This window comes from Marimonas lutisalis (genome assembly GCF_005434965.1).
GTDB classification, from domain to species: Bacteria; Pseudomonadota; Alphaproteobacteria; order Rhodobacterales; family Rhodobacteraceae; genus Marimonas_A; species Marimonas_A lutisalis.
Map to the genome: position 1 here is coordinate 318,314 of NZ_SKCI01000003.1, position 15,636 is coordinate 333,949.

General features: G+C 66.2%; 16 protein-coding genes. 3 read left to right on the top strand and 13 right to left on the bottom strand.

Annotated features, from left to right (window positions below):
- Nucleotides 1-84: 84 nt before the first annotated feature.
- Nucleotides 85-1,875, bottom strand: a complete 1,791-nt coding sequence (locus E0501_RS14685) for a PHA/PHB synthase family protein (protein ID WP_137702134.1) — start codon at nt 1,873-1,875, stop codon at nt 85-87.
- Nucleotides 1,876-1,988: 113 nt separating this feature from the next.
- Between E0501_RS14685 and phaZ the strand changes: the two genes are divergently transcribed.
- Nucleotides 1,989-3,257: a polyhydroxyalkanoate depolymerase gene (gene phaZ / locus E0501_RS14690; RefSeq protein ID WP_137702135.1), complete on the top strand. Its 1,269-nt coding sequence runs from the start codon at nt 1,989-1,991 to the stop codon at nt 3,255-3,257.
- Nucleotides 3,258-3,269: 12 nt separating this feature from the next.
- A complete protein-coding gene (locus E0501_RS14695; RefSeq protein WP_137702136.1) occupies nt 3,270-3,842 on the top strand; it encodes a DUF6151 family protein in 573 nt (190 codons plus the stop codon).
- Here the strand turns inward: E0501_RS14695 and E0501_RS14700 are convergent.
- The 12 genes from E0501_RS14700 to E0501_RS14755 all read right to left on the bottom strand — a co-directional run bounded on the left by E0501_RS14700 (nt 3,839) and on the right by E0501_RS14755 (nt 13,525).
- Nucleotides 3,839-4,717 carry a DMT family transporter gene (locus E0501_RS14700; RefSeq protein ID WP_137702137.1) on the bottom strand — a complete coding sequence of 293 codons (879 nt, stop codon included), beginning with the start codon at nt 4,715-4,717 and terminating at the stop codon, nt 3,839-3,841. The two genes, E0501_RS14695 and E0501_RS14700, sit on opposite strands and share 4 nt — an antisense overlap.
- Complete coding sequence (locus E0501_RS14705; RefSeq protein WP_137702138.1) at nt 4,714-5,418, bottom strand: glutamine amidotransferase-related protein; 705 nt, start codon at nt 5,416-5,418, stop codon at nt 4,714-4,716. The genes E0501_RS14700 and E0501_RS14705 overlap by 4 nt, the downstream gene beginning before the upstream one ends.
- A gap of 90 nt (nt 5,419-5,508) precedes the next feature.
- Nucleotides 5,509-5,745, bottom strand: a complete 237-nt coding sequence (locus E0501_RS14710; protein WP_235857866.1) for a hypothetical protein — start codon at nt 5,743-5,745, stop codon at nt 5,509-5,511.
- 4 nt (nt 5,746-5,749) lie between these two features.
- Nucleotides 5,750-6,460, bottom strand: a complete 711-nt coding sequence (locus E0501_RS14715) for an alpha/beta fold hydrolase (RefSeq protein ID WP_137702139.1) — start codon at nt 6,458-6,460, stop codon at nt 5,750-5,752.
- Nucleotides 6,461-6,534: 74 nt separating this feature from the next.
- Nucleotides 6,535-7,149 (bottom strand): hypothetical protein, encoded by a 615-nt coding sequence (locus E0501_RS14720; RefSeq protein WP_137702140.1) that lies wholly within the window; start codon nt 7,147-7,149, stop codon nt 6,535-6,537.
- 33 nt (nt 7,150-7,182) lie between these two features.
- A complete protein-coding gene (locus E0501_RS14725; protein WP_137702141.1) occupies nt 7,183-7,629 on the bottom strand; it encodes a VOC family protein in 447 nt (148 codons plus the stop codon).
- A gap of 1 nt (nt 7,630) precedes the next feature.
- A complete protein-coding gene (locus E0501_RS14730) occupies nt 7,631-8,242 on the bottom strand; it encodes a hypothetical protein (protein ID WP_137702142.1) in 612 nt (203 codons plus the stop codon).
- Nucleotides 8,239-9,240, bottom strand: coding sequence for an alpha/beta hydrolase (locus tag E0501_RS14735; RefSeq protein WP_137702143.1), 1,002 nt, complete (start codon nt 9,238-9,240; stop codon nt 8,239-8,241). The genes E0501_RS14730 and E0501_RS14735 overlap by 4 nt, the downstream gene beginning before the upstream one ends.
- Nucleotides 9,237-9,986, bottom strand: coding sequence for an alpha/beta fold hydrolase (locus E0501_RS14740; RefSeq protein ID WP_137702144.1), 750 nt, complete (start codon nt 9,984-9,986; stop codon nt 9,237-9,239). The genes E0501_RS14735 and E0501_RS14740 overlap by 4 nt, the downstream gene beginning before the upstream one ends.
- 57 nt (nt 9,987-10,043) lie before the next feature.
- Nucleotides 10,044-11,309 (bottom strand): MFS transporter, encoded by a 1,266-nt coding sequence (locus E0501_RS14745; RefSeq protein WP_235857867.1) that lies wholly within the window; start codon nt 11,307-11,309, stop codon nt 10,044-10,046.
- A gap of 2 nt (nt 11,310-11,311) precedes the next feature.
- Nucleotides 11,312-12,124, bottom strand: a complete 813-nt coding sequence (locus E0501_RS14750) for a creatininase family protein (protein WP_137702146.1) — start codon at nt 12,122-12,124, stop codon at nt 11,312-11,314.
- Nucleotides 12,125-12,172: 48 nt separating this feature from the next.
- Nucleotides 12,173-13,525, bottom strand: a complete 1,353-nt coding sequence (locus E0501_RS14755; RefSeq protein ID WP_137702147.1) for an NAD(P)/FAD-dependent oxidoreductase — start codon at nt 13,523-13,525, stop codon at nt 12,173-12,175.
- A gap of 146 nt (nt 13,526-13,671) precedes the next feature.
- On the opposite strand from E0501_RS14755, the gene thrS reads away from it, so the two are divergent.
- Nucleotides 13,672-15,618 carry a threonine--tRNA ligase gene (thrS, locus tag E0501_RS14760; protein ID WP_137702148.1) on the top strand — a complete coding sequence of 649 codons (1,947 nt, stop codon included), beginning with the start codon at nt 13,672-13,674 and terminating at the stop codon, nt 15,616-15,618.
- Nucleotides 15,619-15,636: the final 18 nt, after the last annotated feature.

Here is a 15,636-nt window from a genome sequence, read left to right on the forward strand (position 1 = left end):
GTCTGCAAAGAATATAGATGCTGCACTGCAGCAAATCAAGGGTTTTTGCTGCAGTGCAGCAAAACAGGAAATACCCCTTTTAAATCAGACCTTTGGCTTGTTCACCACATAGGTTCCAGGCGCCGGACACAACGGCGGATGCTCCGAATCGCCCGGTTCGCGCGCCGGAACCATCTTGCCCGATCGCTTGCGCAGCCAGGCTTCCCAGCGCGGCCACCACGATCCTTGATGGAACTTCGCCTCCCTCATCCACGTATCGGCGTCACCGCCCAGGTCGTCATTGGTATAGTGGCCGTATTTCTTCTTCGACGGCGGGTTGATGATCCCGGCAATATGGCCCGACTGCGACACGATGAAGGTCTTCTGCTTCGCGCCCATCTGCTGCACCCCGCGATAACAATCCTTCCACGGCGCAATATGGTCGGTCTCGCAGGTCACCGAACAGATCGGCACCTCCACGTCCGAGATATGCAGCTTCTCTCCGCACAGCTCGACGCCCTCGTTCACGAACAGGTTTTGCTGGCACAGCCAGCGCAGGTATTCCACCGTCATCCGCGCCGGCAGGTTGGTTCCGTCGCCGTTCCAATAGAGCAGGTCAAAGGCCGGCGGCGTCTCGCCCATCATGTAGCTGCGGATCGCCGGTCCATAGATCAGGTCGTTCGACCGCAGGAAACTCATCGTGCGCGACATGATGAAACTGCGCAGCACGCCCATTTCGGTCACTTCCTCGACGATCCCGTCAACGAAATCATCCTGCAGGAACGGGGTGAACTCCCCCTGCTCGCTGAAATCCGTCAGCGCGGTAAAGAAGGTGGCCGATTTCACGCTCTTGTCGCCGCGCTTCTTCATCAGCGACAGCGTCAGGTTCAGCGTCGTGCCCGCGATGCAGTAACCCACCGCGTTCACCTGTTTCTCGCCGGTGATCTCCTTGGCCACCCGGATCGCCTCCAGGAATCCTTCCTCGATATAGGTGTCCATACCCACATCGCGGTATTCCGGCCCCGGGTTGACCCAGCTGACCACGAACAGCGTATAGCCCTGGTCGACGATCCAGCGGATCAGGCTGTTCTCGGGTTTCAGGTCCATGATGTAGAACTTGTTGATCCACGGCGGGAAGATCACGATCGGCGTGGCATGCACCTCCTTGGTGCTCGGCGCGTACTGGATCAGCTCCAGCATCCGGTTGCGGTACACAACCTCGCCCGGCGCCGTGGCCACGTTCCGGCCCAGCTCGAACGCGGTGTCATCGGCCAGACGCACCAGCATCTCGCCCTCGTTGCGCTCCAGGTCGGCCACCAGGTTCTCCAGCCCCTGCACCAGCGACTCGCCCTCGGTCGCCACCGCCTTCTCCAGCGCGTCGGGGTTGGTACCCAGGAAATTCGTCGGGCTCAGCATGTCGATGATCTGCCGCGCGAAATAGTTCAGCCGCTTGCGGTCCTTGGGCTCCAGGTCATCGGCCTCTTCCACCGCCTTTCGGATCGCCTCGGCGTTCAGCTGGTACTGCCGCTTGACCATTTGGAAATACGGGTTCGTCTTCCACAGCGGGTTGGCGAACCGGCGATCCTCGGGGCCCTCGTCGTCCTCGACATGCCCGCCCTGCACCAGCGCCTGCTGGGCCTCCATGAAATGCTTGACCGACTTGCCCCAGTATTCGACCTGGGTTTCGAACAGCTTGGCCGGGTTCTGCATCATTTCCGTCCAGTAAGACATCGCCGCCTTGGCAAACAGCTCGCTGTCGGGCGCATTCAGCTGCGCATTGGGCGGCTTGCGATGCGACAGGGCATTTATCAGCCGTTGCGACAACTCCTCGACCCGGGCCAAATTCGCCCCCATCCGGTCCAGGTTTTCCGATGCGACATCGTCTTTTGTTGTCATCTTAATAAATATCCCGTAACTTCGCTGCTATGCAGCATAGCTGTGCTTTGCGGAGGGGGCAAAGCGACCGAACACCACGGGTGCAGATGCCCCAAACCCTTTAGGAGACGCCGATGCGTTACATGGCCACATACGACCTGATGGAAACCTTCCGCAATACAAATCAGTGGCTTGGTGCCTCCGCCCTATCCTTTGCATCCTATCCCATCTTCTCGATGGTGCCAAACCCTGCATTGCAATGGATGGCATCCTGGGGCGAAGTGACCGAGCGCACGTATCAGCGCATGGTGGTAAAGCCCGATTGGGGTATCCGCACCTTCGTCTGCCCCGATGGCAAGGACCACCTGGTCAACATCGAAACCGTGGTCGAAAAGCCCTTCGGCGATCTTATTCATTTCAACGTCGTGGGCCGCAAACCCAACCCGCGGCGCGTGCTTCTGGTCGCCCCGATGTCGGGCCACTATGCCACACTGCTGCGCTCCACCGTGAAATCCCTACTCGTCGATTGCGAAGTTTACGTGACGGACTGGCACAATGCCCGCGATATCCCCGTGTCCGAAGGCAAGTTCGACGTCGAGGATTACACCCTCTACCTTGTCGATTTCATGCGCGAACTGGGCCCCGACACCCATGTCATCGCCGTCTGTCAGCCCGCGCCGCTGACGCTTGCCGCCACCGCCTACCTGGCCGAGCAGGACCCCAAGGCGCAGCCACGCACCCTCACCCTGATCGGCGGGCCGATCGACCCGGACGCCGCCGCCACCGATGTCACCGATTTCGGCCGCCGCGTCACCATGGGCCAGCTCGAGGAAATGATGATCCAGCGCGTCGGCTTCAAGTACAAGGGCGTCGGCCGCATGGTCTATCCGGGCCTGCTGCAGCTTGCCTCGTTCATGTCCATGAACGCCGAACGGCACGCCAAGGCCTTCCGCGATCAGATCATGCGCGTCATGCAGGGCGAAGCCGGCGATCATGACCCGCATAACCGCTTCTACGATGAATACCTCGCGGTCATGGACATGACCGCCGAATTCTACCTCTCGACCGTCGAACGCATCTTCAAGAACCGCGAAATCGCCAAGAACGAGTTCGTGGTCGATGGCCACAAGGTCGATATCGGCAAGATCACCACCGTCGCCGTGAAAACCGTCGAAGGCGAAAAGGACGATATCTCGGCCCCGGGGCAATGCGTTGCCGCGCTCGATCTCTGCACTGGCCTCCCGGCCGAGAAAAAGGCCCACCACGTCGAACCGGGCGCCGGCCATTACGGCATCTTTGCCGGGTCCAGCTGGCGCAACAACATCCGCCCGCTCGTGCTCGATTTCATCGACGCCAACGCCGGCAAGAAGGCGAAACCGGCGAACAAGAACGCCGCCGCGTAAAAGGGCCCCTCAGTGGCACGCGTCCCCTTCTCCTGCACCTGCGGCACGGTGACGGGAGAAATCGACGTGCCCTCACCCCGCGCCGGCAATCACGTGGTCTGCCATTGCCCCGATTGCCGCACCGCTGAGCTTTACCTGGGCCAGCCCGATCCCGATCCCGACGGGGTCGAGCTTTGGCAGACAACGCCCGACCGCGTGCATATCGCCACCGGCCAGGACAGGCTCGCCATCCTTCGGCTCTCGCCCAAGGGCCTCTATCGTTGGCATGCGACCTGCTGCAACGCGCCGATGTTCAATACCCTGCGCAACCCGCGCCTCGCCTTCGTCGGCATTCCCGCCAAGCGACTGTCCGACACCACCACGCTCGGCCCCATCATCGGCCACGCTTTCATGGACAAACCCGGCGGCGGCTATCGCCATCAGGGCTTCAACCGCATCGGCGCGCGCATCATGCGGATGATGCTGGCCGCCAACCTCTCGGGCCGCTGGCGCAAGACGCCCTTCTTCGATGAAAGCGGCCAGCCCCGCGCCACCATCAGGATCATGACCCGCGAAGAACGCACCGCCCTGCGCCGCACCCCCTAGGGCAAGGCCCGCGCCCGCCGCGTTTCCTGCAGCAACCAAAGGTTGCTCATCACCATCGCCCCCAGCACCAGAGCGCCGCCCAGCAGCACCCGCGCGCCCGGGTCCTCGCCCAGCACCCACCACACCAGCAGCGGGCCGAACACCGCCTCCAGCAGCAACAGCAGGCTGACATCCGGCGCCGGAATATAGCGCGGCCCCGTGGCCAGCAGGGCAAAGCCCAGCGGCACCACGACCAGCCCCAGAAGCGCCAGCCAGACGATGTTTTCACCCGGCACAGCCAGCCCCGGCGCTATCCCCGCCGCGGCAAAGCCCGACAGCACCGCCGCCAGGCCGAAGGCCGGCACCTGGCTCACCTCGCGCGTGGCCCGCGCGACCGAGAAAGACACCGCCAGCGACAGCGCCGCACCCAGCGCCGCCAGATCGCCCAGCACGTCACCGCCGCCCGCGCCCAGACTGTCCGAGGCGATGATCCCGATCCCCGCCAGCGTCAGCGCGATCGTCACCCAGGTCCGCAGCCCCACCGCCTCGCGCAGCACCAGCCAGGCAATCAACGCCGAAAACACCGGCGAGGTCGAGGTGATCAGAAGCGTGTTCGCCACCTGCGTGTGGGTGATTGAATAGACGAAACACAGAGAGCCCAGCGCGAAGACCACCGTGATCGCCACCATCGGCCAGCCGCCGTCGCGCATCTCGTCCCACACACCCCGCCCGCGCAGCATCCGATAGCCCAGCAGCGTCGCCACCCCGCTCAGCACCCCGCGCCAGAAGGCCACGGCCCATGTCTCGGCCTCCACCATCCGGATCAGCAGGCTATCGGGCGAAATGATCAGCACCCCGGCCAGGGTGATCAGGAACCCCTTCAGGTAAAGGGTCATCGCGCCTCTCCGAAGAGATCAGTCAGGAAGGCGCGAAACCATGTGTCCTGCGCCGCGTCATGCAGGGCGCAGAGCCGCGCCTGCTCCTCCCGGCTCTGTGCCCCGGGCTTCTCCCGGTCGGTCAGCCACCACTCCTGCGCCTGCCAGTGCGCAAAGCCTTCTCGCGTCACCTCGGGGTGAAACTGAAAGCCGTAAACCTTGTCGCCCCAGCGAAACGCCTGGTTCGGAATGGCCGCGCTTTGCGCCAGGTGCACCGCGCCCCGCGGAATATCGAACGTATGGAAATGCGCCTGCGTCACCACCAGCGGCCCGGGCAGCAGATCGCGGCCCGCTTCGGTCGGCGTGATCTCGTAGTAACCGAATTCGTGCATGTCGTCGTCGCGCGGGCCCACATGCGCGCCCAGCGCATGGGCGATCATCTGCGCGCCCTGGCAGATCCCCAGCATCGGCTTGTCGGCCTTCAGCATCGCTTCGATCCACGCCATTTCCGCCTGCATGAAGGGCAGGTCGGGAATGTCGCTGATGCAGTATTTGCCGCCATAGATGATCGTGCCCGCCACGTCTTCGGTGACGGGGCCCAGCGTGTCGCCCTCGCAGGGCACGCGCCAGTCGGGGACATAGCCCAGCCGCGCGATATGCTCGCTCGCCCGGTCATCATTGCGTGGAGGGGCATGGGCGATCAGGACAATACGTTTTGCCATCGTGCTCTCCTTTCTCAGATCACATCGACGGCCCCTGTTCTCACCCGGTGCCAGCGGTCGGCGTCTCTTGCAACAACTTCCCCGCGCCCGTCAAGACCCCCGCCCGCGCCACCAGCGCAGGATCGGCAGCACGTCGGCCGCCGCCACGGCGATGCCCAGCGGGATCATCCAAAAGCCCAGGATCGGCAGAAACCCGAATATCCCGCCCACGATCAGCAACAGCCCCGCCACCAGCCGCAGCCCCGGCGGGATGTTGTCACGGCTCCACTGCCGCACGCGTCTTGCGTAATCGCGCAAGGTTTTCCGGTCCTTCTTGTCGTCGCTCATCGTCCTATTTCAGGACGTAGGGCTGCGACAGCCATACGGCAAGGGCCGCGTTCACCGCCTCGGGTTGTTCCAGCACCGGCGCATGGCCGGCATCGGGGATGATTTCCAGCCGCGCATAGGGGATCAGCTCGGCCATGAACGTATGGCGCTTGACCGGGGTCAGCCCGTCATGCTCGCCGCACAGCACAAGCGCCGGCACCTTGCATTTGCGCAGGGTCGATTGCTGGTCCTTGCGCCGCTGCAGCGCCCGCACCTGCCGCAGGAACACCTCCGGTCCCAGCGCCTCGGCCATCTCGGCCATCAGGCCCAGCACCTGCATCCGCCCCGGCCCCGGTGCAAAGAACTCGGGCTTCAGGAACCCGCGCATCACCTCGGCCAGCCGCCCGGCCTTCACCCCCACGATCATCGGCTCGTACATCGCCGCGCTTTGCGGCGTTTCGGCCAGCGGGTTGGTGTCCATCAGGGCAATCCGCGTCACCCGGTCGGGCGCCCGGCGCATCACCTCCATGGCGATGATGCCGCCCATGCTCAGCCCCGCCAGCGCGAATTTCTGCGGCGCGCCATCCAGGATGGTCGAGGCGATCTCCTCGATCCGCTCGCCCTGCGTGGCGCAGGCCACGGTAACCGAACGTTCGCGGCTGAACGCCTCGATCTGTGGCCAGTAAAGCCGCGCATCGCACATCATGCCGGGGATCAGAACCAAGGGTTCCTTCATCGCGTTTTCATCCTTGTCGCTGCCTGCGCCGCCACACTCGCACAGCCAGTGCCCGCGTCAACCGCACATTTCGCCTATGCTCCGGCCAATCCCCTGAACGTCGGAAAATCCGCATAGCGCGCGCGCCGCGCCTCGGCGCTTTCCTCCGGCTCAGCGCCCCGCCGCAACAGCGTGCCCCGCGGCGCGATATAGGATGAAATCACCCGCCACGGCTCGGGCCGCCAGCTGATGTTGAAGGCGCAGAGCTTGGGAAAGAACCACAGCTCGGAGTATGGCAGGTGGTCGTGAATCCACCACGCCAGGTCGCGCCAGTCGCGGCCCTGTTCATAGTGATCGGCAAACCACGGAATCACGATCGACGCGCCGGCCACCGCCTCCGCCCCGCGCCCGCGATCCCAGATATGGCATTCCTGCGGATAGTCATTGCGCGCGCAGTTCAGCCGGTTTTCGTTGCCAAAGCGGTTCAGCGCGGCCGAGCGATAGCCCGAGCGCACCGCCACCCGCCCAAACGTCTCTTCCAGCGGGTCCAGCAGCGCCGCGCAGAACGCCCGCCCGTTCTCGATGGTCAGATCCGGATCGTCCGGAATGTTCTGCAGCGCATGGAAATTCGCGATCTCGGAATAGAGAAACTCGCGCATGTAGAAATATTTCGACAGCCGCACCCGTCCCAGCGTCTCGAGGCTCCACATGCTGCCCGGCCTGCGCATACCGTAGGGCGGGCTTCAGCCCGCCTCCCCCGACGGCGCATATCCACCCCAGCGAAACGCGCCATCTTCGCGCAGCGGCGAAAACGGGTTCCACGCCACTTCCCAGACATGGCCGTCCGGATCGGCGAAATAGCCGCCGCGCCCGCCCCAGAACGTGTCTTCCGCCTCTTTCAACACCTCGGCGCCCGCCTCGCGCGCGGCCTCCAGCACCTCGGCCACCTCGCTTTTCTCCTGCACGTTATAGGCATAGCTCGCCGCGCCCGCGCCCAGCGCCTCCGGCGCCAGCCCCATGTCGCGCGCCAGGTCCTCCAGCGGATAAAGCGCCAGCGCCTGCCCGATCAGGTCGAACACCGCCATGCCCTCGGGCGCCTCGGCCCGCCGCCATCCCAGCGCTTCGTAAAACGCCACCGCGCGGCCCATATCCCGCACCCCCAGCGTGGTGAGCGAGATCCGCTGCTCCATGTCAGTCCCCCTTGCAGGTGGCATCGCGCCAGCCTTCCAGCGCCTCGCGAAACGCCCCGGCCTGCCCCGGTACCAGACCCAGTTCCATCGGATAGGCCGGCCCGAAACTCTCGCGCTCGGGCTTGCCCTTGCGTTCATAGCGGATCACCGCGTGATTGCGTTGCAATTCAGGGCCGAACGCGCCCGCGCGCGCCATCTCCGCCAGCTGCCCGTCGATCTCCTCGAACCGCCGGCGCTCCTCGTCCTTTGCCAACCCCTCGGCGAAAAGCGCGTCTTCCATCTTGCGCCGCGCGGCCTCAAGCTTTTTCATCGCGGCCCACATCCGCGCCTGCGCCGCGCGGGCCCAGGGCACGATCACCACGTCGGGCCCACTCTCCTGCGGTGTCACCCGCATCGCCTCGAAATTCAGCGGCGCCAGGTCGAACACCGCATGCGCCTCGCCCCTCGGCGCGCTCAGCACCTGGATCAGCTCCATCCGGCACGGCCCCAGCGCCACCTTCTGCTCGGCCATCATCGGCGACAGGAACAGCGCCTTTTCGATCACCTGCCCGGGCGTCTCACCGGCCATGGCCGCCGACGTGCCCAGCGCCCAGGCAAGGGCAATGCGCCTCACGCCATCACCCCTTTCAGCCAGTCCAGGAACACCTGCAACGCGGCCTCGGTATTGCCGGGCGATGCGATCTGACCGGCGATCACGTGGCGGTTGTCGACCACGTCGGCATCATCCGGCAGCGGCACCACCGTCGCCAGACCACCCGCATCCTTGCCCCATTGCGCGGCAATCCGGTCGGTCTCGCTGGCCAGCACGACCGTGTCCTTGTGCGAATAGTAGAACAGCGCCGGCACCGTGACGCCCGAATAATCCTGCGCCTGGGCGTGCTTCACCAGCGCCGCCAGCGTGATCGCCGCCTGCATCGGGTAACGCGATGTCCAGTAGGTCGCCACCGCCTCGCTCGCAGGCTCCCAGCTGCGCTCGCGCCCGGCAATCAGGGGCAGCCAGTAGCGCGCGCCCGGCAACGTCAGCATCCACGATTTCGTGTCGTTGATCGCGAAGTTCGGCGCAACGAAGATCACTGCCTTCACCGCTTTCGCATTGTCCGGTTGCAACAGCGCCTCGGCGGTCAGCGTGCAGCCGGTCGAGGTGGCGATCACGATCACCTCCTCGCCCACCGCCCGCGCCACGGCCAGCGCCTCGGCCACGTCGTTCATCCAGTCCTCGACCCGCACGTCGCCCAGCGCCTCGCCCGGGCGCCCATGGCCCTTCAGCCGGGTAAAGACCAGGTTGGCGCCATAGGCCGCGGCCACCTTGTCCGGCACCGGCCGCAGCTCCTCGGAACTGGCCGAAAACCCGTGCACGTAAAGCACCGCCAGATCGGTTTTCGTCTCGGGCGCCCCGGCCCAGACAACGCGCTTTTCCACGCCCTCGGTGATATCGTCGAACCGGGCCTCCTGCGCAGCCAGGTAGGGGCCAACCCCGTCCGAGAGCTCGGCCTCGTCAAAACCCACATTCACCTCCACCGGCTCGTAAGGTCCCAGAACCCAGAACGCACCCACCACGACCGCCGGCGCGAAAACACCGCGCCCAAACCACTTGCCCAATGACTTTATCATACCGAACCTTTCTCGATGACCTCTTCAACCGCGTGTTCTATCAGGCTCAGGCAGGTCTCGTCGGAAAACCGGTGATCGGCATCCTTGACCAGCGTAAGCCGCATATCCGGCCCCTCGGCGTGCTCTAACAGCCGCACCGCCGTTTCGACCGACACGGCAGTATCCGCCGTGCCCTGCAGGAACCGCACCGGAAACGGCAGGTTCAGCGGCGCGCGCAGCACCAGCCGCTGCCGCCCGTCCTCGATCATCCGCTTGGTGATCACGTAGGGCTCCATGTAATCGCTCGGCAGCTCCACATGGCCCACGCTCTCCAGCTGTGCTTTCTGTGCGTCGGTGAACTCGGCCCAGTACCCGTCCTCGGTGAAATCCGGCGCCGCCGCGATGGTCACCATCGCCGCGATCCGCTCGGGCATCGCGCGCGCCAGCAACAGCGCCTGCCATCCGCCCATGCTCGACCCCACCGGCACCACCGGCCCCTCGGTCAGCGCGGTAACGGCGGCCAGCGTGTCCTCGTGCCAGTCGCCGATGCAGCCATCGGTGAACTGGCCCGAGCTTTCGCCATGCCCGGAATAGTCGAACCGCAGAAAGGCCCGACCCGTCCGCTTTGCCCAGGCCTCCAGGTGCACCGCTTTGGTGCCTTCCATGTCTGATTTCAGCCCGCCGCAGAAAATCACACAGGGCCCGTCGCCCTCGGTCTTGTGATAGGCCAACCGCCGGCCCTGCGGCGTGTCCAGGTATGCGCTCATCCTGCCCTCCGGGTCTTGTCTTGCCCGCACGCTACCCCCGGTTGCCCGGCGCCGCAATCATCCTTCGGCCTCGGGCAGTGCCGCGGCCACCGCCGCACCCGCCGCCGCCATCGCCGCAAACAGCGCGATCGTCACCGCCGCCCCGGCCAGCGAGGCCAGCGCGCCGAACACGCCCGCCCCCAGCAGCAAGAGGCCGATCGCCGTGTTCGCCACCGCCGTATAGGGCAGCCGCTTGTCCTCGGGCGCCATGTCCACCAGGTAGGTCGAGCGCCCCTGCCGCACGCCGTGATAGGCGATCATCAACGCGAAAAGCGCCAGCGGCAGCGCCCAGACCGTGCCTGCCAGCCCCGCCGCCCGCAGCGCCAGCGCCAGGATCAGCGCCGCCGCCCCGGCCAGCCCGGCATAGATCAGCACCCGGCGCGACGACCGGTCGGCCAGCCGCCCCCAGACATAGGACGACATCAACGACGCCACCGCCGAGGCCAGCACCAGCGCGCCCAGCCGCTCGAACGCGCGGTTGCCCGCTTCGGCGGCCAGCAGCACCAGGTAGGGCGGCGCCAGCGCGGTCGCCACCAGCAGCCCCCGGGCAATCACGAACCGTCCCAGCCCCGGCTCGCGCCACAAAAGCCGCATCTGCCCCAGCGCTGCCCGCCACGCGGTGTCGGCCTCCTCCGGCGTCGCCGCCTCGCGCAGCCCGGCAAAGATCACTGCCGCCCCCAGGAACGCCAGCGCGGCCAGCGTCAGCGCGCCCAGCACGATCGTCATCCGCTCCACCGGCGCCACCATCAGGATCAGGGCAAAGATGATCACCACCGCCGCGCCCGCCGAGGCGGCAAATCCCGTGGCCGCGCCCCGCCGCGCCTGGCCCACCGTCTTGCCCAGCACGTCCTTGTAGCTGACCGAGGCGACCGAGCGCGCCAGCGCCAGCACCGCCAAAGCCGCGCAAATCGCCAGCCCCGGCGCCGCGCCCTCCATCGTCAGGGCCACCAGCAGGATCACCACCAGCATCGCGCCCTGCACCGCCGCCGCGCCGGCCCAGGCCCATTTGCGCCGCGCCATCGCGTGAATATGCGGCGCTGTGAACAGCTGCGGCAACAGCGCCCCGGCCTCGCGGATCGGCACCAGCAGCCCGACATAGACCGACGGCACCGCCAGCGCGGTCAGCAGCCAACTCAGCACCAGCTTCGGATCGAACAGACCGTCGGCCGACTTCGTCAGCGACAGTGACGCGGCATGGCGCAGCCAGTTGCCCGGCTCCTCTGCGTCCACCTCGCTGGCCTGCGCCCCCGACAGCGCCTCGTAAAGCCTGTTCGCCGTTTCCATGCTCAGCGCCGGAACGGCACACCGCCCGTGCCCTCGCCGCGCAGGTCATCCGGCGCGGCCCAGGTCTCGGGGTCCCGGATCAGCGCGGCCACGGCCTCGGCCCCGATCTCGATCAGCCGCTCGCCCTTCTCCGCGCTCGACCGCGCGGGATTGCCTGCCAACCCGTTCGCTGTGACATGCGCAAACGGCCGCCAGCGATAGCCAGCTTTGCCCGCTTTCAGGAATTTCGGCCCGCCCGCGTTCTGCGCGATCTTGTCCAGCTCGGACGTGTCCACTAGCTCCGGCTCCAGCGCCATCATCATCGACGTCTCCGCCTCGCAGGCGTGCTGCATCGTCTCCTGGTCCTCCAGGATCGCGGCGTATTCCTCCTGCGCCTCCATCGGGTAGCAGGTGAACACCAGCGTCGCGTCGATCTGCGGCGCCATCTCGTCGATGAACTGCTGGCAGGCGATGATATTGCCGCCATGGCTGTTGGAAATCAGGATATCGCGGAACCCGTGCCGGGTGATCGCCAGCACAAGGTCGCGCAGCACCATCCGGAACGTTTCGTGGCTCAGCGTCAGCGTGCCGCCAAAGGGCATGTGATGCTCGCTCAGCCCCGCCCACATCACCGGGGTCACCACCACGGGCCGCGCATCACCGGCCTTGCGCGCCGCGCGGTGAGCAATCTCCTGGCCCAGCCGCGTGTCTACCATCACCGGCAGGTGCGGGCCATGCTGCTCGATCGAGGCGACAGGGATGATGACCACCGCATTTTTCTCGGCAAGCGCGCGCAGCTCCTGCGCCTTCATCCTGTCCCAGGCCACTTCCGTCATCTCACGTCCTCCATGTTTCCGGGCCAACCAATTCTGCAGGCCAGCCAATCACAAAGCCCGGCCAACCTCCAGCGGGCTGCCATCGCTGAACCGCGCAAACCGGAACCGGCTCAGGTCGAAGTCCTGCGCCTTGCCCTGAACCATCCGCGCCAGCACCTCGCCAAACCCCGGCCCGATGCCGAAACCGTGGCCGCTCATCCCCGTCGCCACGATCAGCCCCTCGTGGCCCGGCACCCGGTCGACGATGGGCACGATATCGGGCATCACGTCGATCATCCCGGCCCAGGCATCGCGGACCTCCGGCGGCCCGATCAGCGGAAAGCGTGCGGCGAACCGGCGCCGCATCCGCTCCACCCCGCCCAGGTCCGGCGCGGGGTCCAGCACGCGCACCTGCTCGAACGGGGTTTCCTCGTCCTCGCGCCACTGCCGCGCCGTGCCCCAGCCATCGGGAAACCCCTTGCCCGCCAGCGGCCGCAGCCCGACCGAGCGCCAGTTGCGTTTCAGCATCGGCAGGTAGGTGCGCACATGGCGAAACGCGTCCGGCCCCAGGAAAAAGGTCTCGTTCTCGGCCTGCGCCAGCGAATAGCCGCCATCGGCCCGCCGCCGCATCGCCAGCTCCTCATCCGTGGCCGCCCCGTTGAAAAACGCCGGCAGCGGCGCGGTCTGCACCACCGTGTTGCGCACCGACAGTTGCGGAATCTCCACCCCGTGCCGCCGCAGGAACAGCGAGGACCACGCGCCGGCGGCCACGATCACCTGGCCCGCGCGCACCTTTCCCGCCTCGGTCACGATGCCCTGCACCTGCCCGCCCGCGACATCCAGCGCCCGCACCGCGCAGTCTTCGCGGATCGCCACGCCCTCGGCCTGCGCCAGCCGCGCCACCGCCGGCACCGCGCGCCACGGCTCGCCCCGCATGTCCGACGGCGTCACGATCCCGCCGATCCACATCGGGTGCGCATGATCGCCAAAGGCCGCCTCGATCGCCCCACGGGTCAGCGCCTGGGTGTCCAGCCCGTGTTCGCGCGCCACGTCCAGCCAGGCCTCGCGCTCCTCGACCACCTCGCGCGACGTGGCCAGGTAATAGCACCCGCCCACCGTCACCCCACAGGCGCCGTTCACCTCGCGGTCCACCTCCTGCCACAGGTGGCGCGCCTTCATCATGATCGGCAATTCGGCCTCGTCGCGGCCCTGCTGGCGAATCCAGCCCCAGTTGCGTGAACTCTGCTCGCCCGCGATCCGGCCCTTCTCGGCCAGGAACACCCGCAGCCCCGCCCGCGCCATGTAAAGCGCGGCGAACACCCCGATCACGCCACCGCCGATAATCGCCACGTCCACCGCCTCGGGCAGCTCGTCGCGAAACTGCACCGGCGTTTCGATCGTGATCCGCTTGTCCTCGCCCATCCCCACCTCGCCCGGTAAAATTGTCTCACCCGATCAATGCATGACCGCCCCAGATTGACAACCGCCCGCGCGCGCGCCACATAGGCCGCGAACCATACCCGCAACCGGGCGTTCCGTGGGCGCCAAACCGACGAGGAGCAAGGCCAATGGCCCAGATTTCCCTGACATTTCCCGATGGCAATGCGCGCGATTACGCGGCCGGCATTACGCCTGCCGAAGTCGCCGCCGATATCTCCACCTCGCTGGGCAAGAAGGCGATCAGCGCGCAGGTGAACGGCGCGCACTGGGATCTGCAATGGCCCATCACCGAGGACGCCTCGATCGCCATCAACACGATGAAGGACGATGCGCCCGCCCTCGAACTCATCCGCCACGACCTCGCCCATATCATGGCCCGCGCCGTGCAGGAGATCTGGCCGGACGTGAAGGTCACCATCGGCCCGGTCATCGAAAACGGCTGGTACTACGATTTCGACCGCGAAGAGCCCTTCACCCCCGAAGACCTGGGCGAGATCGAAAAGAAGATGAAGGAAATCATCAACGCCCGCGATCCCGTCACCACCGAGGTCTGGGACCGCGCCCGCGCGATCGAGCATTACCGCGGCACGCACGAACCCTACAAGATCGAGCTGATCGACGCGATCCCCGAGGATCAGCCGATCCGCATGTACTGGCATGGCGATTGGCAGGATCTCTGCCGCGGCCCGCACCTGCAGCACACCGGCCAGGTGCCCGCCGACGGCTTCAAGCTGATGAGCGTCGCCGGCGCCTACTGGCGCGGCGACAGCGACCGCGCCATGCTGCAACGCATCTACGGCGTCGCCTTCAAGAACCGCGACGACCTGAAGAAATACCTCAACATGCTGGAGGAGGCCGCCAAGCGCGACCACCGCAAGCTGGGCCGCGAAATGGACCTCTTCCACATGCAGGAGGAAGCCCCGGGCCAGGTCTTCTGGCATCCCAACGGGTGGACCATCTACACCACCCTGCAGGACTACATGCGCCGCATGCAGACCCGCGGCGGCTATGTCGAGGTCAACACGCCCCAGGTGGTCGATCGCAGGCTGTGGGAGGCCTCGGGCCACTGGGATAAATACCAGGAGCACATGTTCATCGTCGAGGTGGACGAGGAACACGCGCGCGAAAAATCCGTCAACGCGCTCAAACCCATGAACTGCCCCTGCCACGTGCAGGTCTACAACCAGGGCCTCAAGAGCTACCGCGACCTGCCCCTGCGCATGGCGGAATTCGGCTCCTGCAACCGGTATGAGCCCTCGGGCGCGCTGCACGGCATCATGCGCGTGCGCGGCTTTACCCAGGACGATGCGCATATCTTCTGCACCGAGGACCAGATCGAGGAAGAAACCAAGGTCTTCATCGACTTCCTGTCGACCATCTACCGCGACCTCGGCTTTGCCGACTTCAAGGTACTCTTCTCGGATCGCCCCGACATGCGCGCGGGCTCGGACGAGGTCTGGGACAAATCCGAAGCGGCGCTCCTGTCGGCCACCCGCGCGGCCGGAATCGAGCCGGGCCTCAACCCCGGCGAAGGCGCCTTCTACGGCCCGAAACTGGAGTTTGTGCTGACCGACGCGATCGGGCGGGACTGGCAATGCGGCACGCTGCAGGTCGATTTCGTCCTGCCCGAACGGCTCGATGCCACCTATATCGGCGCCGATGGCGCGAAACACCGCCCCGTTATGCTGCACCGCGCGACGCTGGGCAGTTTCGAACGCTTCATCGGCATCCTGATCGAGGAACACGCCGGCAAGCTGCCCTTCTGGCTTGCGCCGCGCCAGGTCGTCGTCGCCACCATCGTGTCCGAGGCGGATGATTACGCGCACGAGGTCGTCGCCGCCCTGCGCGCCGCCGGCATCCGCGCCGAGGCCGACACCCGCAACGAGAAGATCAACTACAAGGTCCGCGAACATTCGCTGGCCAAGGTGCCGGTGATCCTCGCCCTCGGCCATCGCGAGGTCGAAGAGAAAACCGTCACTGTGCGCCGCCTGGGCGAGAAACAGACTGCGGTTCAGCCGCTCGACGCCATTGTCGCAGAGCTGAAAACCGAGGCCACCCCGCCCGACCTGCGCTAAGACCTCTCAGGCGGGCGG